At 55.7% G+C, this 20,759-nt stretch carries 20 protein-coding genes; 11 read left to right on the top strand and 9 right to left on the bottom strand.

The window, feature by feature from the left end; all coding sequences use genetic code 11:
- Positions 1 to 43: 43 nt before the first annotated feature.
- A complete protein-coding gene (locus JO972_RS12290; RefSeq protein WP_343221590.1) occupies positions 44 to 658 on the bottom strand; it encodes a ribonuclease HII in 615 nt (204 codons plus the stop codon).
- A gap of 116 nt (positions 659 to 774) precedes the next feature.
- Entirely contained in the window at positions 775 to 1,308 is a 534-nt protein-coding gene (locus JO972_RS12285; RefSeq protein ID WP_309490355.1) for a CAP domain-containing protein, read from the bottom strand.
- Between the two features lie 261 nt (positions 1,309 to 1,569).
- Between JO972_RS12285 and JO972_RS12280 the strand changes: the two genes are divergently transcribed.
- From JO972_RS12280 to JO972_RS12260, 5 genes are all read left to right on the top strand, one after another.
- Positions 1,570 to 2,550: a tetratricopeptide repeat protein gene (locus JO972_RS12280; RefSeq protein WP_309490354.1), complete on the top strand. Its 981-nt coding sequence runs from the start codon at positions 1,570 to 1,572 to the stop codon at positions 2,548 to 2,550.
- A 53-nt stretch (positions 2,551 to 2,603) separates the two neighbouring features.
- Positions 2,604 to 3,110, top strand: coding sequence for an LPS assembly lipoprotein LptE (gene lptE, locus JO972_RS12275; RefSeq protein WP_309490353.1), 507 nt, complete (start codon positions 2,604 to 2,606; stop codon positions 3,108 to 3,110).
- 15 nt (positions 3,111 to 3,125) lie between these two features.
- Positions 3,126 to 3,788: a 16S rRNA (cytidine(1402)-2'-O)-methyltransferase gene (rsmI, locus tag JO972_RS12270; protein ID WP_309490352.1), complete on the top strand. Its 663-nt coding sequence runs from the start codon at positions 3,126 to 3,128 to the stop codon at positions 3,786 to 3,788.
- A gap of 275 nt (positions 3,789 to 4,063) precedes the next feature.
- Positions 4,064 to 4,438, top strand: a complete 375-nt coding sequence (locus tag JO972_RS12265) for a hypothetical protein (RefSeq protein WP_309490351.1) — start codon at positions 4,064 to 4,066, stop codon at positions 4,436 to 4,438.
- A 110-nt stretch (positions 4,439 to 4,548) separates the two neighbouring features.
- Entirely contained in the window at positions 4,549 to 5,295 is a 747-nt protein-coding gene (locus JO972_RS12260; protein WP_309490350.1) for a hypothetical protein, read from the top strand.
- Between the two features lie 37 nt (positions 5,296 to 5,332).
- On the opposite strand, the gene JO972_RS12255 is transcribed toward JO972_RS12260, so the two are convergent.
- Genes JO972_RS12255 through JO972_RS12235 form a run of 5 tightly spaced genes read right to left on the bottom strand, consistent with a single transcriptional unit; the run spans position 5,333 to position 8,819 of the window.
- Positions 5,333 to 6,613 carry a dihydroorotase gene (locus JO972_RS12255; RefSeq protein ID WP_309490349.1) on the bottom strand — a complete coding sequence of 427 codons (1,281 nt, stop codon included), beginning with the start codon at positions 6,611 to 6,613 and terminating at the stop codon, positions 5,333 to 5,335.
- Positions 6,614 to 6,615: 2 nt separating this feature from the next.
- Positions 6,616 to 7,542, bottom strand: coding sequence for an aspartate carbamoyltransferase catalytic subunit (locus JO972_RS12250; RefSeq protein ID WP_343221589.1), 927 nt, complete (start codon positions 7,540 to 7,542; stop codon positions 6,616 to 6,618).
- Entirely contained in the window at positions 7,514 to 7,888 is a 375-nt protein-coding gene (locus JO972_RS12245; protein ID WP_309490347.1) for a hypothetical protein, read from the bottom strand. Before JO972_RS12245 ends, JO972_RS12250 begins: the two co-directional genes overlap by 29 nt.
- Entirely contained in the window at positions 7,888 to 8,415 is a 528-nt protein-coding gene (gene pyrR, locus JO972_RS12240) for a bifunctional pyr operon transcriptional regulator/uracil phosphoribosyltransferase PyrR (RefSeq protein WP_309490346.1), read from the bottom strand. The genes JO972_RS12245 and pyrR overlap by 1 nt, the downstream gene beginning before the upstream one ends.
- 5 nt (positions 8,416 to 8,420) lie before the next feature.
- Positions 8,421 to 8,819: an AIR carboxylase family protein gene (locus JO972_RS12235; protein ID WP_309490345.1), complete on the bottom strand. Its 399-nt coding sequence runs from the start codon at positions 8,817 to 8,819 to the stop codon at positions 8,421 to 8,423.
- Positions 8,820 to 9,026: 207 nt separating this feature from the next.
- On the opposite strand from JO972_RS12235, the gene JO972_RS12230 reads away from it, so the two are divergent.
- The 4 genes from JO972_RS12230 to tmk all read left to right on the top strand — a co-directional run bounded on the left by JO972_RS12230 (position 9,027) and on the right by tmk (position 16,552).
- Positions 9,027 to 11,174 (top strand): tetratricopeptide repeat protein, encoded by a 2,148-nt coding sequence (locus JO972_RS12230; RefSeq protein ID WP_309490344.1) that lies wholly within the window; start codon positions 9,027 to 9,029, stop codon positions 11,172 to 11,174.
- Positions 11,175 to 11,341: 167 nt separating this feature from the next.
- On the top strand, positions 11,342 to 14,680 hold the full coding sequence (locus JO972_RS12225) for a S41 family peptidase (protein WP_309490343.1): 3,339 nt from the start codon (positions 11,342 to 11,344) through the stop codon (positions 14,678 to 14,680).
- Positions 14,681 to 14,720: 40 nt separating this feature from the next.
- The gene (gene moeB / locus JO972_RS12220; protein WP_309490342.1) at positions 14,721 to 15,845 is read left to right on the top strand and encodes a molybdopterin-synthase adenylyltransferase MoeB; all 1,125 of its coding nucleotides are present in this window, start codon (positions 14,721 to 14,723) and stop codon (positions 15,843 to 15,845) included.
- Positions 15,846 to 15,922: 77 nt separating this feature from the next.
- Complete coding sequence (gene tmk / locus JO972_RS12215; RefSeq protein ID WP_309490341.1) at positions 15,923 to 16,552, top strand: dTMP kinase; 630 nt, start codon at positions 15,923 to 15,925, stop codon at positions 16,550 to 16,552.
- A 30-nt stretch (positions 16,553 to 16,582) separates the two neighbouring features.
- On the opposite strand, the gene JO972_RS12210 is transcribed toward tmk, so the two are convergent.
- Positions 16,583 to 17,767: a hypothetical protein gene (locus JO972_RS12210; protein WP_309490340.1), complete on the bottom strand. Its 1,185-nt coding sequence runs from the start codon at positions 17,765 to 17,767 to the stop codon at positions 16,583 to 16,585.
- 71 nt (positions 17,768 to 17,838) lie between these two features.
- Between JO972_RS12210 and JO972_RS12205 the strand changes: the two genes are divergently transcribed.
- A complete protein-coding gene (locus tag JO972_RS12205) occupies positions 17,839 to 18,453 on the top strand; it encodes a DUF4126 domain-containing protein (protein WP_309490339.1) in 615 nt (204 codons plus the stop codon).
- A gap of 34 nt (positions 18,454 to 18,487) precedes the next feature.
- Here the strand turns inward: JO972_RS12205 and JO972_RS12200 are convergent, their stop codons facing one another.
- A complete protein-coding gene (locus tag JO972_RS12200) occupies positions 18,488 to 18,949 on the bottom strand; it encodes a host attachment protein (protein ID WP_309490338.1) in 462 nt (153 codons plus the stop codon).
- A 257-nt stretch (positions 18,950 to 19,206) separates the two neighbouring features.
- On the opposite strand from JO972_RS12200, the gene tatC reads away from it, so the two are divergent.
- On the top strand, positions 19,207 to 20,739 hold the full coding sequence (gene tatC / locus JO972_RS12195) for a twin-arginine translocase subunit TatC (RefSeq protein WP_309490337.1): 1,533 nt from the start codon (positions 19,207 to 19,209) through the stop codon (positions 20,737 to 20,739).
- Positions 20,740 to 20,759: the final 20 nt, after the last annotated feature.

Below are 20,759 nucleotides of genomic sequence, written 5' to 3'. Positions count from 1 at the left end.
GATGCCAGTGACCTTGCCATTTTCCTCAGTGGATCACCCGGTCCTACTGCGGCCGCGTGGCTTTCGCTACCGGGGCGAAGGACTGGCGGTGGATCGGGCATGGGCCGTGTTCTTGCAGGGCTTCTAAGTGGACCTTGGTGCCGTAGCCTTTGTGGCGTTCGAAGCCGTAGGCAGGGTATTGTTCGGCGTATTGCAGCATCAGGCGATCGCGTGAGACTTTGGCAATGACGCTGGCGGCGGCGATCGACAGGCTTTTGCCATCACCTTTGACAATGCCTTCCGAGGGAAAAGGAAAAGACGGCACCGCCAGGCCATCGATGAGGCAGAAATCGGGGGTGGGTGTCAGGGCTTCGGTGGCGCGGGCCATGGCGGCGTGGGTGGCGCGCAGGATGTTGATGCGATCGATTTCTTCCGCATCGGCAAAGGAGAGCCCCCAGAGGATGTCGTCGCGTTCGGTCAGTTCGGCATAAAGCGCCTCGCGCCGTTTCTCGGTGAGCTTTTTGGAGTCGTTCAGCAGCGGATGGGTGAAATTATCCGGCAGGATCACTGCGGCGGCAGCCACCGGGCCGGCAAGAGGTCCCCTGCCAGCTTCATCGATCCCTGCGATCAAGGTGTGACCTTGCTGTCTCCTGGCATTTTCAAATTCTAAATCCGGCATGGCGGCCACAGCCATAGGCGGATGACTGCCCGGACGGAAATAAAAAAAATCCGGCGTGCCCAGGAAAGTGGACATGCCGGAGCGATGAGAGATTCCGGATGGAAGAGGACCGCGATTTACCAGCCGATGGGGGTCACCGAGCGAGGCACGCCGGTAGAGCTGACGCCGACCAGCATGGTGACGTAGGTTTTGCCGTCGGCTCCTTGGCTGACACCGATGCCGGTGGTGTTCCACGACTGGCGCAGAGTGCGGTTGTGTTCCGGGCTGTTTTTCCACGATTGCACCACGGCCGAGGCAGTGTTGCTGGATGCGGTGGCATTGGCCAGTTCGGTGAGATTCTGCACATTCAGGCGGAGGTAGGCGTATTGCGAGCGGTTCATCGACCCCATGGTGGTTACGCTGGAGCGCTGGCTCATGAAATCGGCCTGTTTCTGGGCCATTTGGTTCAATCCACGGTTGCCGCGCAGTGGTTTTTTTCCAATTTGGGCACGTTCGGCATTGATAAGTGCAAAAATTTGTTCCGCAACGGCTTGCTCACCCTGACTTGCTTTTGGAGCAGATCTGGTAGGGCTTGAACTGAGGCTCGATGCACAAGAGCTGAGCAGAACAGCTGTAGCACAGCAGGTTAGAATCGAGATTACGGCTTTCATAGGTAACATTTCTATAGGAGTAATTAGTAAACAAGTCGAGATATTATTCAAAAACTTTATGTAAGCTGAATCAAAACTTGAGAAAAAGTTAAACTGCTCTAAACCCCATCTTTTGTCAAAACAGAGATCAACTAACAATGTTACAGGTGTTTTATCACCTGCTTCGACTAACATGTTCACTGACAGATAAATACAAGAGCTGACTCGATGATTTCAGGCATTCTTCTTGGCAAATCCAGTGAGGCCATCTAGCTTCTACGCATGCGTAAGAAAGCAGCCTTTTCTCCAGTGATTTGTCGGATCAGCCTTTCCCTTGGTTTGATGTCAAGTTTGGCCGTCATCACCTCCTGTGGCCCTGATGCCAGCGATATACCTCTGGTGAATGCAGCTGGAGGTTCAGCTGTCGGTGCCAATTCCTCTGCCGCTGACACCCTGTTGGCCCAAGGTCAGGCCTACCAAGCAGCGGGTAACAACAAGAAGGCAATCTCCACTTATAAGGAGTTGGCTAAAAAATACCCCTACTCCAAAGCGGCCGGTGAGGCATCCTTTGCCGAGGGCCAGATCCTCGATAAAGAAGGTGACCTTTTCAAAGCGTTCGAAGCCTATCAGCGCCTGATCACCAATCACCAAGCCAGCCCTCACTACTCGGCAGCTATCAAGCGTCAGGAAGCCGTGGCTCACGCGGCGGCGAACGGGGTGATCAAAAACAACTTCCTCGGTATGAAAACCCGGATCAGCCCTGACAAGGTGGAAAAAATGCTCGGTCAAGTGCGCGACAACGCACCGAAAGCAGCCAGTGCCTCCAAGGCGCAGTATACCATCGGCCAAGTCTGGCAGAAAGAAGGTAGCGCCGACCGAGCCATGGCAGCCTACAAACGTGTGGATATTGATTTTGCAAGCAGCCCCTACGCCCCGGATGCTCTCTATCAGACCGGTGAAATTCTCGTCATCAAGGCAGAGCGTGGCAACCAGAACAAAGCCAACGTCAACCGCGCACGTCAGATTTACAATGATCTCGTGCAACGCTACCCCAGTCACCCACGAGCCGCTGATGCTAGAAAGCGCCTCTCCATGTTAGGTGGTCAGGACATCCAGCGCAGCTACGACGTGGCTGAGTTCTACCGCGCCAAAGGCCAGAACCAATCGGCTCTGTTCTACTACCGCGAAGTCATGAACATGACCAAGAGCGGCGCACTTTACAATCAAGCCAAGCAACGGGTCGCTGAGTTGAGTGGTCAGTAAACTGCGCTCTAATCCGTCTGTATTCCGTTAATCTCCCAAACGCCACCGAATCTGTGAAAGCTCTCCTTCTCTTTGTCCTGACGATGTTTCTCGCCTCCTGCGCTGGCTATCAGCTGGGTGGTGCCAAGCCGACACATCTGGCTGCGGTGGAAAGCATTCACGTGCCGTTGTTTGAAAACGACACCCTGCAGATCCGCGCAGAGTCCTATGCAACGAACAGTGCTGTGGATGCACTTACACGTGACGGCACTTACCGAATTGCCACCGCGGACACGGCGGACGCGGTGTTGGAAGGTCGCGTTTCCGAAATCGACTACAGTCAGATCAGTTCCTCCCGTGAAGACACCTTGAGCACGGAAGAGCTGAGCATGGAAATTACCATCGAGTGGGTGCTGCGAGACGGAAGCAATCCTGCGCGTATTCTTGAAAAGGGCAAATCCAGCGGCGAGACCCGTTTTTTTGCCGGTGGCAACCTGCACGTAGCTCGGACGAATGCTCTGCCTGATGCTCTGCGTAGAGCTGCGGAATCGATGGTTGCCCGCCTGGCCGACGGATTCTAACACCCCGACCACTCCGTGTTTACCTTCGTCCCCACACCCATCGGCAATCGAGGCGACATCACCCAGCGTGCGCTTGAGGTGCTGCGCGAGGCTGATCTGATCGCCTGTGAAGACACCCGTCACTCACGCCCCCTGCTGAAGCACTACGAGATCGATAAACCGCTGCTCTCGCTGCACGATCACAACGAGGCACAGCGCATTCCCGAACTGATCGAAAAGGTGCAGAATGGCGCGAACATCGCCATTATCTCGGATGCCGGCATGCCCTTGATTTCGGACCCGGGGTATCGACTAATGCAGGCCTGTATCGCCGAGGACGTGGAATACACCGTGTTGCCCGGCCCCTCGGCTGTGCTCACGGCGCTTGCCGGATCCGGCTTTCCCTGTCACGCATTCAGCTTCGATGGTTTTCTACCGGTGAAAAAAGGCAAACGTCGCAAGGCGCTGGAAGCTGCCATCGGTGGAGGGAAAACAGCCATCTTCTTCGAGTCCCCTCACCGGCTCGGATCCACCTTGGAAATTCTCGCCGACATCAACCCGGAGCAGCGCGTTTGTGTCGCCAGAGAGTTGAGTAAAAAATTCGAGACCTACCACCGCGATTCCGCTGCCGCGCTGTGGCAGTATTTCCAAGAACGTCCAGCCAAGGGTGAAATCGTGCTGTTGCTTGATGTGAGCTAACAGACTTAGATCCGGCTGCTTATCGCCATTTTAAAAAAGCGGCTTTCCAGTCATGCTTCCAGCTTCTAAGTGCTTAAGAGAGCGGGATGATCAAGTGGTGAACTCCGTGGTTTTGTTATTTGTTAGGAACTTAGTCCGCATAAGTGAAACATAGTTTTGTAAAAAGTTTCCCCTAGGCATGGGCGTTCCAGCTCCTTCGTGTGCCAATATCTTTACCTGATCAGGATTGTGGTCGATACTTCTAGGCGAGTTTAACCCAACTCCCCCCCCATCCCATGAAAGCACCTACCCATACAAGCCGCAGTCGGAATACCCGTTGGTTCTTATTTTTGAATTCCGCGATCGCCGTTGTGTTAGTCTGTGCGGCGGTGTTGATGAAAAACAACTCAGAGAGGTTCAAGGGGCAGTCCAAGATAGATCGCACTTACTTGGCCATGACCAAGGCGGAGCAAGACAGCTCGACTTTGCAGCACGGCATCCTTCACACTGAAGCTGCCCGAGCCACGGCCTACCGCTCGGTGCTGAACATCAGCAATGGCACCGCCATGGTGTGGTTGCTAATCTCAGTTGCCTTCCTGATGAATGCCGTCTTTGTCTTCCGCATGAATCGCAGCCACCAACTGAGTTTGGAGGAAGCGCACGCGGCCTAACACCGATGATATTCCCTTTTCCAACCCGCTGGACGGCTCGCGCTATCCAGCGGATTTTTTTATCTCGGCAGATATTGGGTCTGGTAGTGCTGGCTCTTTCGCTGCCGTGCATGCAAGCGGAGGAACAAGGGAGCATCCGCCTGCGCATCGATGCGGAAGGCTTTCAGACGCGCCCAGCCGACCTTTCCAAACTACTGCACTCCACCACGCAGGTGATGGGGCGGCATCTCGATCGGGTGGACTTTGAAAAGATGGTCGTAGTGCGCGGGCGTCGTGGCCCGGCGGCCATGTATCGACGAAACGATCAGGGTGAAATCGTAATCTTACTCGATAGCCAGGGGCGGCAATGGAGCCAGTATAGCTACCAATGGGCACACGAGTTCTGTCATGTGCTCTGCGGACTGCGGGACGACGGCACGGAGAACGATTGGTTTGAGGAAACGATCTGTGAGCTTGCCTCCTTGTATTGTTTGCGTGCGATGGCCGATGACTGGAAGACGCAACCGCCCTACCCTCACTGGAAAATTTACGCGACCCATTTGCAGAACTATGCCGAGCAGGTGATGGCACAGTATCCGGAAATCGAGCAACGAAATCTGGCTGCTTACTATCGGAAACATCGCTTCGAACTGCGCCGCAACCCGAAGCTCCGGCAGCACAATGGAGCGATGGCTGTTGCCCTGCTGCCCCTCTTCGAGCGGCAACCGAAACACTGGGATGCGCTGCGCTACCTCAATGTCACGGCCGCCAAGCCGGGTTTGAGTTTTAGAGCCTATCTCAGCAAATGGATAAAAGACGCGCCGCCGAAGCACCACGCCTTGATCGAGCGCATTACCACGCTCTACGGTGAGATGTAATGCGGCCTAACAACCTCTGCCAGACCGCCAAACGGTTCTACCTTTCCAGTAGAACCTCATCGCCCAAGACCACGAGATCAATGCTGCCGTCGAGTGTCTTGTCGAGGAAAGGAGTGTTCTTACTGAGCGACTGCATGTAGTCGGAACTGAAGGTGGTTTGACCTTCGGGATCGAACAGTAAGAAGTCGGCCTTGCCTCCCTCGGTGATGGGAACCGGATCCAGACCCATCATCCGGCGCGGTTGTGCGGAGTAGCGGTTCACGATCAAGCCCCAGCCAAACTCGTTGGTTTTGACAAAGTAGTGGAACAGCGAGATCAGCGAGGTTTCCAGTCCGGTGATGCCATTGGGCGCATTGACGAAGTCCTGCGATTTCTCGAAAGGCGTGTGCGGTGCGTGGTCGGTGGCGATGATGTCGAAGACCCCTTCTTTCAAACCTTCTAACAATGCCTTGTTGTCCTCCGCGGTGCGCAGTGGCGGGTTCATCTTGTAGTGGGTATCGTAGTCGCCGATATCCTCCTCGTTGAAGAGCAAGTGGTGAGGAGAAACTTCGGCGGTGACCTTGGCTCCCATTTGTTTCCACCAGCGGATGGTTTCCATACCGATCTTGCTGGATACGTGCTGGATGTGCAGGCGGGCTCCGGTGGCGTGGGCGAGACGGATATCGCGGTCCATGCAGATTTCCTCGCTGCAGGCAGGTGTCCCCTGAATGCCAAGGCGATGGCTGACCACTCCTTCGTTGAGCGCGCGCGGTCCGGAAAGTTCCAATACCTCACAGTGGCTGGCGAAGAAACAATCGAACTCGGAAGCATACTCCATCGCATGTTTCAGCAGCAGTAAATCAGGCACCGCATCGCCGTCGTCGGTAAGCATTTTCACGCCGAGCTTCAGCATACCATCGATGCCGGCAAGTTCCTTGCCCTCGCGACCTTTGGTGATGCAGCCGGAGGTGTAAACCGGGATGCGGGCATCGCGCTTGGCGATATCATAAATGGTGCGCACCATGGCGGCGGAATCGATCGCAGGAGAGGTGTTGGGCATCAGCACCACGCCGGTGACGCCACCGTTGATTGCTGCTTCGCTGCCGGACTTGATCGTTTCCTTGGCCTCCTGCCCCGGCTCACGCATGTGGATGTGGGTATCGAACATCGCAGGCATCAGAATTTTGTTCGATGCATCGATGACCTTGGCGCCTTCCGGTGCCTGGAGCTGGTCGCCAATTTGAGTGATGGTGCCATTTTCCACCAGCACATCGGCCGGTGTGAGATCGTCGTTTTCCTCGCAGGCAATGCGGGCGTTTTGGATGAGTAGAGATGCCATGATTATGATGTTGGGGTGTCAGGTTTCAGCCAGTAAAGCACGGCCATCCGTGCGGCGATTCCATTTTCCACCTGTTGATTGATTAAGCTGCGATCGTAGTCCATCACCGCGTCGCAGAGTTCGACGCCACGGTTAACCGGACCAGGGTGCATGATGTAGGTCCCTTGATCGGCGATGCGTTTGAAGCGCTCGGGAGTCACGCCGTAAAGTTTCGTGTATTCACGCAGGCTGGGGAAATACTGCACCGACTGACGTTCCATCTGGACACGCAGAAGATAAATGCAGTCGGGCGCCCAGCGCATGGCTTCCTCGTAGTTGGTGAAGCGCTCGATTTCCTTCGGTCCGTGTTTCGGCACCAAGGAGCCAGGCCCCAACCATGCCACTTCCACACCGAGCTTGCGCATCAAGGTGGAGGTCGAACGTGCGACCCGGCTGTGCAGGATGTCGCCGACGATGAGAATCTTTTTACCAGTGAGTTCAGGGAATACCTCGCGAAAAGTGAAGCCATCCAACAGCGCCTGAGTCGGGTGCGCATGGGCGCCGTCACCGGCATTGACCACGCAGGCCTTGGTCTCGCGGGCAATCATTTGCGGCAGACCGGGCATCTTGTTGCGCACGATGATGTAGTCGGTGCGCATCGCCTGCAGGGTGTCGATGGTGTCCTTGATGGTCTCTCCCTTCACCACGGACGAGTGAGGCACATCGAAGTTGGTGACATCGGCGGAGAGTCGCTTGGCGGCCACTTCGAACGACGACAAGGTGCGTGTGCTTGGTTCGTAGAACAAGGTCAGCACCGACTTACCTTTCAATGCCGGCACCTTCTTCACCGAGCGGGTGAATAAATCTTTAAACGGTCCAGCCTGGTCAAGCAATAGCTCAATTTCCTCACGGCTGAGGGATTCAATATCTAATAGGTCCTTGCGGGTCATTGGAGGTCGGCTCAAACTGAGCGAGGTAATACACGGAACCGAACACCAGCACAAGTAATGATATAATGGCGATGAACGCCGCATGGTGTCTGGATCGTGGTTTTTTCCAGAAAATAACGAGTGAGCTTAACAAGCTGAGCCCCGCGCAGCTCAATGCGGGGATGTAAAGAGCGGCAATGGCTAGACCTGCGGAAGTCAGCGTGAGCAGGTAGACGGCGGCCAGCAGAATGGGATGAAGCGCTAGATTGACAACCGCTTGCACGGGTGGCCGGACGGCAAATGCATTACGTTTCCGGAGGTCGTTCAGTTCCCGGTCGCCGTGCTTTTTGTCCGGAATCTTGACCATCAATCTTGGTTTTCGGTCACCTCCACGGAGTCGAGACCATCACTTCCTTTGAGTTTCACATCCACGTAGTCCATCCGCTGGGTATCGAGGGTGATGCCCACGTAGTCAGGGGCGAATGGTAGCTCGCGATGTCCGCGATCGATCAGGACCGCGAGTTCGATCTTGGAGGGTCGACCGTAATCCATCAGCGCATCGATGGCGGATCTGACGGTGCGACCGGTGAACAGCACATCATCGACCAGGATGATTTTCGCTCCGTCCACGGTGAACGGAATGTCGCTTCCCTGAAGTTTTGGGTTGGAACTCAGGTGGGCGAGATCGTCCCGGTAGAGAGAAATATCGAGCACTCCCATCTCCACATTGAGACCTTGGGCGGTGAGCTGGGCAAGGATTCGCTCAGCCACTTCGTCACCACGGCTACGCAGCCCGACCAGCACGAAGTCCGAGTCGGGATTCTTTTGCAAGATCCCATCGGACAGCTGCTGAACCGCGGCGGCGATGTCAGATTCTGAGAGTGCTCGACGCATTTAAATTAGGCTCCAGCAAGCTGAAGGATACGGTGAGCGGCCATGGCGGCATTGGCAGGTGCTTTTTTGTGCAGTCCTACCGTGGTAGCAGGCACACCACCGGGAAGCTGGCTGATAGAAAGCAGGGCGTCCACGCCATTCAATGGACCGCCGGGAACTGGCACGCCGATGACTGGCAGGGATGTCTTCATGACAACCACGCCTGGAAGGGCTGCTGCGAGGCCGGCAATCGCGAGGATCACGGCTTTTTCACCTTTTTCCTCGAGCTTGCCGAGGTATTCGATGAGTTCACTCAAGTTGCGGTGTGCCGAGAGGACAGTCTCTTCGTAAGTGACATTGGCATCTTTCAGGTATTCGCGAGCAGGCTCCATGAAGGGAACATCATTGGCGCTGCCATAAATCATAATTACTTTCATTGCGCCACCTGCCTAGACTCTGCCCCGAAACTTGGCAAGAAATTTGCAGAGAAAAGACGGCCATCGTGGAGCGGGTTTTATCGCGTCATTCGGGCCGTTTTTGCGTTTGCATGATGACACGAATTTCGATACTTTTTGTGACTTATGAATGGTTCGCACCTACCGATCCGGGATTTCAGACCTCTTCGGTTTGTTATGCCCATCTTCATTCTTTGCGGGGTTTTGCTCACGCTCCCCCAACAACTTTCTGCCCAACAGGACCCACGTGCCCTGGCTCCTGCGGATGTTTTTTTCCAAGCCTGGCTGACCATTCGAGACGCTGAGAAGCTGGAAACGGAGAATAAACACAGCGATGCCTGGCGCAAATACCGTCAGGCGGCCAAATACTACGACATCCTCTCGCGCTATCACAGCAAGTGGAAACCTCACCTGGTTGAGGAACGGGTCAAAACCACCCGTGAATCAATCAAGGAGATCGAACCCAAAGCTGCAGCCGAGCTGGCAGGCAAGCAAGCAAAGACCAAGGACCTGGTCGAAGGTGGCCCGCAAGTTCCCCAAGGAGGACAGGCACAACCATTGGCAAGCGGACACGCGATTCAACCATCCATTGCGAGGAACTCAGGCGATCAGGAAATTCAGCGCCGTTTGAAAATCTTGGAAGTCGATAACAAACGTCTTCGTGACACACTCAGCCGGGCACGCAGCACTGGGTCCGGCGGAGGCAAGGCCGAGGAGCAGCGGCTGATCGATCAAATCGCCCGCCGCGATCGCGAATTGACGACGCTACGCAACATCCTCGCCCGCGCCCCGCTGCAGAAGGACATGGATCAACTGGCACATCAGAACCGCACGATCAAGGCGGAGATCAACATCACCGCACGCGCCCTCAAGGAGTCGCAGAAGAAACTCAAGGCGACCCAAAAGATGGCGGAGAAGTATAAAGAAGACGCCCTGCTCGCCCAAAGCCGAGCCGAAGAGATCCAGAAAAACATGGAAGCTCAGAAGAAGATCGATAACCGCGTGGTGCGGGAGCTTCGCAAAGAGCTGACCACTGTGACGGAAATGCTCAACAACACCCGCCGCGAGCTGGGGGCAGCCAATGCCACCATTGCCCGGATGGAGCGCAGCCTGACACAATCGCAGGCGACCATCGACGAACTGACACGCGAGCGCAACGAACTGCGCACCGAGCGCGACACCCTGGCAAACATCCTCAAGCAAAACGACTCCGAGGGAGTGCAGAAGCTGATCGCGGAAAACATGCGCCTGGGTAAGGAGCTGAAGGAATCGATGGATCGACTGGAGTATCTCAAGAAAGAGAACAACGCGACCAAAGACGAGCTGGTGGAGGCCAAGCGCGACCTCGCCATTGCCAAGACCCGGATCATGAAATACCAGCATGAGCAGTCGGACCACAGTCGCCGAATCAAGACGCTCGAACGTCAACTGCGCGATGCTGAGGCCGACCTGTTAGCCTCTCGTGGCAAGAACCCGGGGAGCAGAAACAATTCCGCGAAGGCCGAGGAGATTGAAATCTTGAAGGCCACGGTGAAGCGCCTGATCGCCTCGCAAGAGCGTCGTCGCACGGCCGAGAAGATCCTCTGGGACACCTACCAGAAATCCAAGGTGAACATCCCCGGCATGCCGGAGGTGATTCGTGACATCCGCAACGCCAAGGTGGAACTCACCGATCAGGAGAAGGTTCTGATGACGGTTCGTCGGCCCGACAGTGAGTTCATGGGCCCTGAGCGTGTCTCCCGCACCCACGCCCAGGCATTTGGCAATGCTCTGGAGCAGGAAATTGCCACCTACACGCCGCTGATGAAGCGTGCCTTTGAGAAACAACGCTACGAAGCGGCGCGCCAGATCCTGCAGGACATGGACGAGCGTTTCCCCGGCCACTTCCCTACCCTCTGTAACCGTGGTGTGGTGGAGCTAAAAACCGAGAACTACGATAAGGCGAGCGACTTCTTCAATGAGGCCATCACCATGCGTGAGAACAGCAGCTACGCACACCAGATGCTAGGGCTCTCGCTTTACCACAGCGAAGATTTCGATGGCGCCAGAAATGCCTTCGAGCGTGCCCTCGATCTAAAACCAGGCAATGCCAAGGCGCACCTCTACCTCGGCAACGTCGCCGGTGGCAGCAAGCGTTTTAACCAGGCGGAAGAACATTTCCTCGCCGCGATCAAACTCGATCCCACCCTGTTCGAAGCCTACTTCAACCTTTCGGTGCTCTATTTGCAGCAGAACGAAAAAGAAAAGGCTTCCGAGTTCTATGGGAAGGCGCTCGAGCACGGCCTGCCACCGAATCCAACTCACGAGCAGAAACTCGGAAAGTAGTTCACTCCTCCGTGCGTATTTGGAGGACCTCGGCCCAGTATCTGCTGGTCCGTCGATAGCAGCTTTATTGGTCGACCGAGTTCATTTTCGAACTCGTGGGATAATTCTCGTCTTGGCGAGACAAGACCCACACCTTGCTCCGCTGTTTCCACTACTTATTTCCTGTCATGACACTACGATTCCCGCTTTTTCTCACCTCAGCCCTGATCGCCCTCAACGTGCACGCGGCCGAACCCATCCGGATGGCTGCCTATCCGGACGTATCCCCAGACGGTTCCAAGATCGTATTTTCATGGCGCGATGATATTTGGATTGCCTCTGCCAATGGAGGTCAGGCGCACCGACTCACCAGTCATCCGGCGCGCGACTTAAGCCCTCGGTTCACTGTCGATGGCGAGTCGATCTGTTTTGGCAGCTACCGCGACGGCACGTTCCAGAGCTACAGCATGTCGAGCAGTGGCGGCGCAGCCACCCAGTTGACCTTCCACTCGCAAGGTTCGATGTTACAAGATCTCTCGCCCGATGGGAAAAAAGTCCTGGTGCAAGGCATCCGTGATTCCGTAGGTGCCATCCCCTATCAACTTTTCGAAGTGGGGATCGATGGAAAATCTCCAGAACAGCTGGTGTTTAAAGCCTACGCGCAGAACGGACGTTACTCCGCCGATGGCAAATCGATTGTTTTTACACGTGGCAGTGAGCAGCTTTACCGCAAAGGATACTACGGCAGCAAGGCCAGCCAAGTCTGGACCTGGACCCAAAACGCGCAGGGCGAAGATGTCTTCGAACAGCCTGTTTCCAGCGAGTATGGATGTCGCACCCCTGTCTACGATCAGCAAGGCACCGGATTCTATTACACTCAGGGCAGCCCCAACGGATTCAATCTCTGGTATTATGAGCTCGCCACGAAAAGCAGTCGCCAAGTGACCTTCTTTGAAGACGACAGCGTGATGCAGCCTGCCATTTCTCGCGATGGCAGCACGATGGTTTTCCGCCATCTCTTTGATTTCTACACCCTGTCACTGGATGACAGCACGGAAGACAACCCCGCCAAGCCTCAGCAGCTCAAGCTCTGGCACAACGAAGACCTCGGCCCGGCCGAATCCCATGAACTGGTGATCCGCGAGACCGAAGACGTGACTTTTTCCCCGAGCGGACTGGAAACCGTCTTCACCGCGCGTGGCGACCTCTGGGCCATGGACACGGTGCTGAAAAAACCGAACCGCCTCACCGAAACCGCCGGTCACGAGAAAGACGTCTGGTTTTCCCACGACGGTAAATCGGTAGTGTATCTCTACGACGACGGTATCGACACCGAGATCCGCCGTTTGGAAAAGAGTAAGCCTGGCAAGTATTGGTGGGAGGCCAAGAAGTTTGAACACAGCGTGCTGGTGAAATCCAGTGATCGACCTAACAGCGTCACACCTGGACCGAAAGGCAAGAAAATGGTCTACACCACCTACCCGGGTAACCTCTGGATCAGTGAGGCCGACGGATCCGAGCCTCGCCGAATCTTGGAATCCTGGGAGCCACCATCCGTGCGCTGGTCCCCTGACGGAAAATGGCTGGCTTACTCCGTTAAGAATAATGATTTCAACTCCGATATCTTCATCGTTGCCGCCGATGGCAGCAGCGCTCCCGTCAATATCAGTCGCCACCCGGACAATGATTTCTTCCCGTCTTGGTCACCCGACGGTCGTAGACTTGCCTTTGTGGGTCGACACCATAAGGAGAACTACGATCTGTTTTACGTCGATCTCTACCGCTCCGATGAGGCCAAAGACAGTGATGGCGAAGCCCGTGAGCGTGCTCGCAAGCTGATGCAGAAAGATCCCGCCTACAAAAACACCGCGAAAAAGGTGGTAAAAAAAGCCCTCGAGAAACTCACTAAGGACAAGAAAAAGGAAAAAGAAAAGGCGAAGGAGAGCTTCGATTTCCACAATATCGCCCAGCGAGTCAACCGACTGGAGGTCAAGGGCATCATCCCCACGCATGTCATCTGGAGTCACGATTCGAAGAAGATCTTATTCCAGTCGAGCAAAGGCAAATCCATCTACGCCATCGAGGCAAAGAGCAATGCCAAGCCGAGCAAATTCGCCGACGCCTCTGGCACCCCTATCCGGATGGGCTCCAAGGGAAAACTTTACATGCTCTCAGAAGGTCTGCCATCCGTGCTCATCAACGGCAAACTCACCAAGTATCCATTCACCATCTACACCTACCGCGATCCGGAAAACTGGAAGCGCATGACCTTCCGCACCGCATGGAAGACAATGCGCGATCGGTTCTATGACCCGGCCATGAATAACCGCGACTGGGATCAGATCCTTGAGAAATACGAAGACATGGCGGCCCAAGCGCCGAACTCGACGGTTTTCAGTCGGGTAGCCAACATGATGTTAGGCGAGCTCAATGCCTCGCACATGGGTTTCCGCTCCAAGACTTGGCCCACTCCGTGGAAACCACGCACACCATGGAAAGAGGTCACCGTGCACCTCGGCGTGCGCTTTGATGCCGAACACGAAGGCAAAGGCTGGCGTGTGGAATCGGTCATCCCGAATAGCCCGGCGAGCCACGAAATCTCCAAGATCAACCCCGGCGAGCTGATCACCAAGGTGGATTATATGGAAGTCAGCACCGATACCCCATTGACCAGTGTATTGAACCGCCGACTCTCTGATCCAGTCTACCTGACCGTGGAAAATGCCCAAGGCAAGGAACGCCAGGTGAAGATTCAGCCGATCAGCTACACCGCAGCGCGTGATCTCGCGAAGAACGCCCGCATCGATGAAACCGAGGCGGCTGTAGACAAACTTTCCGGCGGGCAGCTGGGCTACATCCACGTAGCCCGCATGATGTGGGACGAGTTCGAGCAGTTCGAGCACCACCTCTACGAACAAGGCGCCGGGAAAAAAGGCATCGTTATCGATGTCCGCGACAACGGTGGCGGGTTCACTACCGATCACTTGCTGACCGCACTTTGCCAGCCACGCCACGCCTATACCATTCCTCGTGGTGGTGGGGTCGGTTACCCACAGGACCGCATCGTTTACGCTACATGGAGCAAGCCGATCATTGTGCTCTGTAACCAGAACAGCTATTCCAATGCCGAGATCTTCTCGCACGCTATTCGCAACTTGGGCCGAGGAAAATTAGTGGGGGTCGCCACCGCTGGCGGAGTGGTTTCCACCGGATCCGTGAGTATCATGGGATCCACCATGCGCATGCCCTTCCGCGGCTGGTTCAGCACGGTGGATGGTGAAGACATGGAACTCAATGGTGCCAAGCCGCATTACGAAATCTGGAACCGCCCCGGCGAACTCAGTGCCGGCATCGATCATCAGCTGGAAAAAGCCGTCAGTGTCTTGCTGGAAGATACCGCAAAGGCTAAGCCATACCCTGCAGCCAGATACCGTAGCCGCAGCAAGCCACCGGCACATCAATCGAGCGCTCCAGCTGCGCCTACCAAGCCGGTGAACACCATGGAGGCTGACACTCCGACCAACTAATCAGTTTACCTTCCGCAAGAATTAGGCCTAAGCTCCCGCCATGCTCAGCACGGAGGAAAAAGCACGCTACGCACGGCATTTCACCCTGTCCCAAGTTGGCCTCGAGGGGCAGCAGAAGCTAAAGGACAGCTCGGTGTTATGCATTGGTGCCGGTGGTCTGGGATCACCGGCGGCGCTCTACCTGGCGGCCGCCGGAGTGGGGCGCATCGGCTTGGTCGATGCCGATGTGGTAGAGCTGTCGAATTTGCAGCGCCAGATCCTGCATGGCCAGTCGACGCTCGGCATGAGCAAGCTCGAGAGTGCCACCACCCGCCTCAGCGACATCAACCCGCATGTGCAAGTGGAGCAGCACCCGGTGAACTTCACCGCGGAAAATGCCATGGAGATCGCCAAGGATTACGACATCATCCTTGATGGCACCGACAATTTCCCCACCCGCTACTTGAGCAACGATGTCTCTGTGCTGCTGAAAAAGCCTAACATTTACGCATCGATTTTCCGCTTTGAAGGTCAGCTTAGCGTCTTCGCCCCGCATCTTGGCGGGCCCTGTTACCGCTGCATGCTCCCCCAGCCTCCCGACCCAGGTTCGGTGCCCAGCTGTGCTGAAGCCGGAGTGTTAGGTGTGCTCCCGGGAATCATCGGCAGCATGCAGGCCATGGAGGCGATTAAAATCTTGCTAGACGTTGGCGAGCCACCACTTGGGCGACTTCTTCACTACGATGCCTTGCATACCCGCTTCCGCGAATTTAAGCTCAAACGCGATCCCCAATGCGCCCTCTGCGGCGATCACCCAACCATCACCCAACTCGTAAACTACCAAAACTTTTGTGGCATGCCCGATTCCAATCAAGAAACCAACCAACCTGGCGAAATCAGCGTCGAGGAACTGAAACAACGCCTGGAAAACGGCTTCGATGGCACCCTGATCGATGTCCGCGAAACGTGGGAACATGACGTGGCGAACATCCCCGAAGCCAAGCTCATTCCCCTGGCCACCGTTCCTTCTCATATTCCAACATTAAAGGAACTTGGCCTGGACGCCGAGATCATCATTCACTGCAAAGCAGGTATGCGTAGCGATCGAGCTTGTGAGTTTCTCCGCGGCGAAGGCTTTACCAATGTCACTAACGTCGCCGGAGGTATGGACGCCTGGCTAAAGCTCTAACACCAGCCAGCACGCACGTTTTCGCCAGTTCTCTGCGGATGATCTGGAGAGGCAGCAACACACTTACGACGACCAGTATGACATCCGATCAAGATACGGCCGCCACCGACCCGACACCGCAAGAAACAGGGAAACTCATCGTCATCGAAGGCATCGATGGCACTGGCAAATCGACCCAAGCCACGATGCTGGCAGAGGCTCTAAGGAAACAAGGGCACGAAGTCGTGCAAAGCCACGAACCCACCGATGGCCCGTGGGGTAAAAAACTTCGCGAAAGTGCCACCACCGGCCGACTAACCATCGAGCAGGAACTGGAATATTTTCTAAAAGACCGCGAGCAGCACGTGGAAGAACTCATTCTGCCCACGGTGTTCAAGGGAGGGATGGTCATTCTCGATCGATATTACTTTTCCAGCATGGCCTACCAAGGCGCCCGAGGCATCGATCCTCAGGAGATTCGCCAGAAGAACGAGGCCTTTGCTCCGCTGCCTCACATCTTGATCATCCTCGATCTGGACGTGGATACCGCGCTAGATCGCATCGGCGTGCGTGATGGCGAGGCCAATGAGTTTGAAAAACGCGACGCCCTTCAGTTCTGCAGAGATCTATTTTTGGGCTTGGCCGACGAACCCTTTGCCCACGTCATCGATGCCTCGCAAGAGATCGAGGCCGTGCACCGTGAGGTGCTGGAACTCTGCAAGAGTTAGACGCGTGCTGGAGGTTCATAGCGGAAGCTGTTATTCCAGCGATGATTTTGGCACGGCTCGCACAAAATCATCAAGCAAGGTGACGCCGGATTGGAGGCGGTTTTTCTGCCCCGCATGATAGCGAGCGGCCACGGGTTTGCCATTCATGTATCGGCCACCTAACAGCGAGTGAGACCCGTGCACCCGCACGATCCATTGTTCGATGCCTGTTTGCGGAGGTAGGATCGACGCAGCACTTTCCACCAGACCATCACAGGGTCCTATCACCCTTCCCTGCCGTGCCGCCGTGCTGGCCAGCCACTTGAAATGTCGGTCCTCCTCAGGCCAGCCGTCGGTGCCATCGGGCAGACTGACAAAGTTGATCACGGTAATATCGTCCCGCACCGCCTCAGGAAACCCGCGCCCCGGATACTGCCATTTATCGTAACCGATGGATGCCAGATCGGCCGACGAGGTTCTCGGTGCCCCTTCGCGCCAGTTCAGGAAACAACGAAAGCCCCACGCCAGAGGATCGTGACCCAAGGCGCCCCAGCGGGCGACTTCAGAACCGCGCAGGACTCCCGCAAAGTTCGCCCAGAGCCTGATTTTGCGCAACTCCTCGGCAGGGATGTCATGCGCTGGCCCATGCCAGAAGTGAACGAGGTCGGTGCTGCCCCTGGAAAACCCGAGGAGCATCGCGCGTTCGACCTTCGGCAGCTCTTGACGCAGCGCCTTGGCGATGACTGAGGCATCATTGTCTGCAGTCTGCCGTGAAGCGACATCGATGAATTTGGCTCGGAACCCCAAGTCGTTCATATGCTGCACCGTGCGTCGAATGATTGGTGGCGAGCGGCCCTTGTCCTGATTGAAGCCGAGCACGAAGTAGACCCCAGTTTTGTTGCGTTCCGCACGTGGCATGGTGGCGAGCGATTCGGGGAAGATGTAATCCTTCTCCGCGTTGGTTTTAAACAAGCGGCGTTCCAGCTGCCCGTCCGACTGGTCTTGTCTCGCCAGTGCCTTGCTCAGCTGGTCTCGCGCCTGTGGTCGGCCCACTGCCGTCACCCACTGGCGCGACTGAGCCAGTAAATCGTGAGATGCCGCCGTAGGGTGTTGAGCCTTGCTCTCGCCTGGAACAGTTTCCATGGGCGAACAGCTTGCCAGCAGCCAGCCGCAACAGAAAACGGCCAGCAGATTGGTGGCAGAGCTGGAGCTGGAAGCACGACGAAAATGAAGCATGAAGGTTGCTTTTACAAAATCGAGCCGATTTTCCCATCGCGAAATCAACTTTGTGCGATAGCATGTGGATTATGGAGACACTTTCATTGCTAGGGGTCGCGCTCGGCTTTGCCACGCTCTCTGGAATCAACCTTTACCTGACCACCTTTCTGGCGGGGATGGCGATCCGTTTCAACTGGGTCAATTTAGCCGACAAGTATGAAACATTGGCGGTTTTGGAAAACCCGTGGATCATCGGTGTCGCCGGAGTGCTGTTTCTGGTAGAATTTTTTGCCGATAAGATTCCGTGGTTAGACAGCAGCTGGGATGCTGTGCACACCTTCATCCGGCCAATCGGCGGTACTCTGCTCGCCCTGACCGCACTGGGAGAAATGGACCCCGCCGTGTCAGTCATCGCCGCGCTTCTGGGTGGCGGCACCACCCTCATCACCCACGCCTCGAAGGCGGGTGGTCGACTTTTGATCAATATGTCCCCCGAGCCAGTCTCCAACACCGTTGCCAGCCTCGGTGAAGATGGATTGGTGCTGGGTGGCCTGGGCCTGATGGCCGGCGCGCCGGTGGTTGCCTTTTTTGTCTTCCTTGCCGTGGTCATCCTCGCCGTCTGGCTGTCCAGACGCACTTGGGCAGTGATTCGCAAAGGCATTCGCGCGATCCGGAAGAAGGGGGCAAGATCCCCCGCTTCCTGATAGCTGATGCGCGCCGGATGATTTATCTCAGGCTTTAGAGGAATCTATTTTCCAGAGCCGGAAGCTTTTCCTTGGTCAGATCGAGACCGTGGGACTCTACCATCAAAGCTTTGCAATCGGGAGTCATCTCAGCCACCAGGCGCTTCAGGTGTTCTTGCGGTGCGGCGAGGATGAAGTGCTTGCAGCCGTGCGACATCACCTTGCTGCAAATCTCATTGGCCACCTGGTTGATCGATCGTTTTTCCACTTCGACGTCCAGTTTGGTCTCGGCGTGTGACATCGCATCGCCTTCACCAGCTTCGTAACCACGATTGAATTTACCCGGAGTGTCCGTGGTTTTCGCTCCCCGAGGGGCTTCTAGTTCCTCTTCGGCAAGCTCGGTAAGGTGGATTTTTTCGGTAGGATCGTCGCTGGGCTCAGTGAATCCAAGCACGCGGATTTTACCGAGGTCGGTCAGTACAAGTAGTCGTTGATAGGAGTTTAGTGTATTTGCCATAATTCTAAACATCCTATGCCTGAGAGCGTTCGGTTTCAAATAGGAATTCGCCCGAACTTTGTTCATTTTTTGCTTACGGGTCGATTCCCCTCCTCGATATTGGCAGCGAGCCGCCTGTGGTTGTGACGTGGAGGAATTTGACAGATCGGTCGACATCTACCGTAGACAGGTTTCATGCCTCAAGCGGTCGCCAATTTTCCCGCAGATTTCTTCTTCGCGATCGCATCATGATAGGCTAAAGAACTCCCCGCCGTCGCATGTTTCTGCTTAAAAAATTATTTCAGCTGCGTGATCACACGCATCAGGACGAAGAAAAGCCCTTTCTTGAGCACCTGGAGGACCTCCGTGTGGTAATCACGCGGGTGGTGCTCACTTTGGTGATCGCCATGGCAGTCTGTTTTGTCTTCCGCAACGAGCTGATGGAGATCATCCGTCGGCCAGTGGAGCAAGTCTGGCAGATCAGCCAGAACGACAAGATCCCGGATGGCCCAGTGAAGCTGGATCTCAGCACTTGGGAGATGGCCAAGAAAGCAGAGCGCGACACCTCTGCCTTCACTCCGGAGCAGCGCGATCATTATTACCGACTGCTCGATCCGTCAGGCGATAAAAACCTCAAGTTCCATACCGAGAGCGTGGTTTACTACCGTGCCGCCATCGACATGGAAAACACCAATGGCAAGGGCATTGAGTTCCTTGAAGGGCTGCCCAACATATCAGACGATCTGCGGAAACAGCTGATGGCGCTGATGGAAGAGGGAAAACGCCCGGATGCCGCCGTCGATGCCAGGGGCAAGCTCGTGCTCATGCAGGCGCTGAACCCGACCGAGGGCTTCATGCTGTCGATCAAGCTTTCACTCTTCGCGGGCATCGTGATTTCCTTCCCGCTGTTGCTGCTGTTCATCCTGCAGTTCATTCTGCCGGGGCTGAAGAGTAATGAAAAACGTGCGATGTGGCCGGCGATGCTGATTGGCTTTGGCCTGTTCATCGGGGGCGTGTTGTTTTCCTACTTCTTCGTCCTGCCGAAGGTGCTCGATTTCTTCTACAATTACAGTCAGGAAATGGGAGTCACCAACGAGTGGAGGATTGGTTACTACATCTCATTTGCTACCCAGTTCACCCTGATCTTCGGTCTAGGTTTTGAACTACCTGTGGTGGTGATGACCATGGTCAAGCTGGGGATCTTGAACTACGAGATCATGAAGAACACGCGTTCTTACGCGATTCTCGCCATTGTGGTGATCGCCGCCATCATCACCCCCACACCGGACGCCTTCACCCTGCTGCTGCTCGCCGGACCGATGGTGATCCTCTACGAAATCTGTATCTGGCTCGCCTTTTTCCATCGGCGCAAGGAACGCGAACAGGAACTCGCGGAGCAGGAGGAACTGCGTAAGAAACTCCTAGCCGCCCCACCGCTCACCGCCGCTTACGGCGAGGACGACGATTACGATAGCTACGACGAGCACGATGACCACGGCCACTCGCCGGATGAGCATTTCGACCACCATGACGACGAACCCGACATGGACGAGCAGATGGAAATCTACCGCCGCGATCACGAAGACTTCTTCGACCACGATGAAGACGAAGGCGAAGAGTCCGATGACGGCACCTACGACTTCGACGAATCCGAGTTAGAGCCCGACTATGATCCAGGCCCCTACCTCGAGACCGACAAGCCCAAGCCGGAATCCTCCGATGCCGAAGACAGCGCTTCAAGCGACGATGATGAGGACGACGACGATGATGACTACCGTAAACACGACGGCAGTAACGAGGAAGAGCGTTAGGAAACACGACGACCCTCATC

The sequence above is a fragment of the Oceaniferula flava genome (genome assembly GCF_016811075.1).
Classification (GTDB): Bacteria; Verrucomicrobiota; Verrucomicrobiia; order Verrucomicrobiales; family Akkermansiaceae; genus Oceaniferula; species Oceaniferula flava.
The sequence above is the reverse complement of the archived record's forward strand: the minus strand, read 5'-3'. Positions and strand labels throughout refer to the sequence as shown.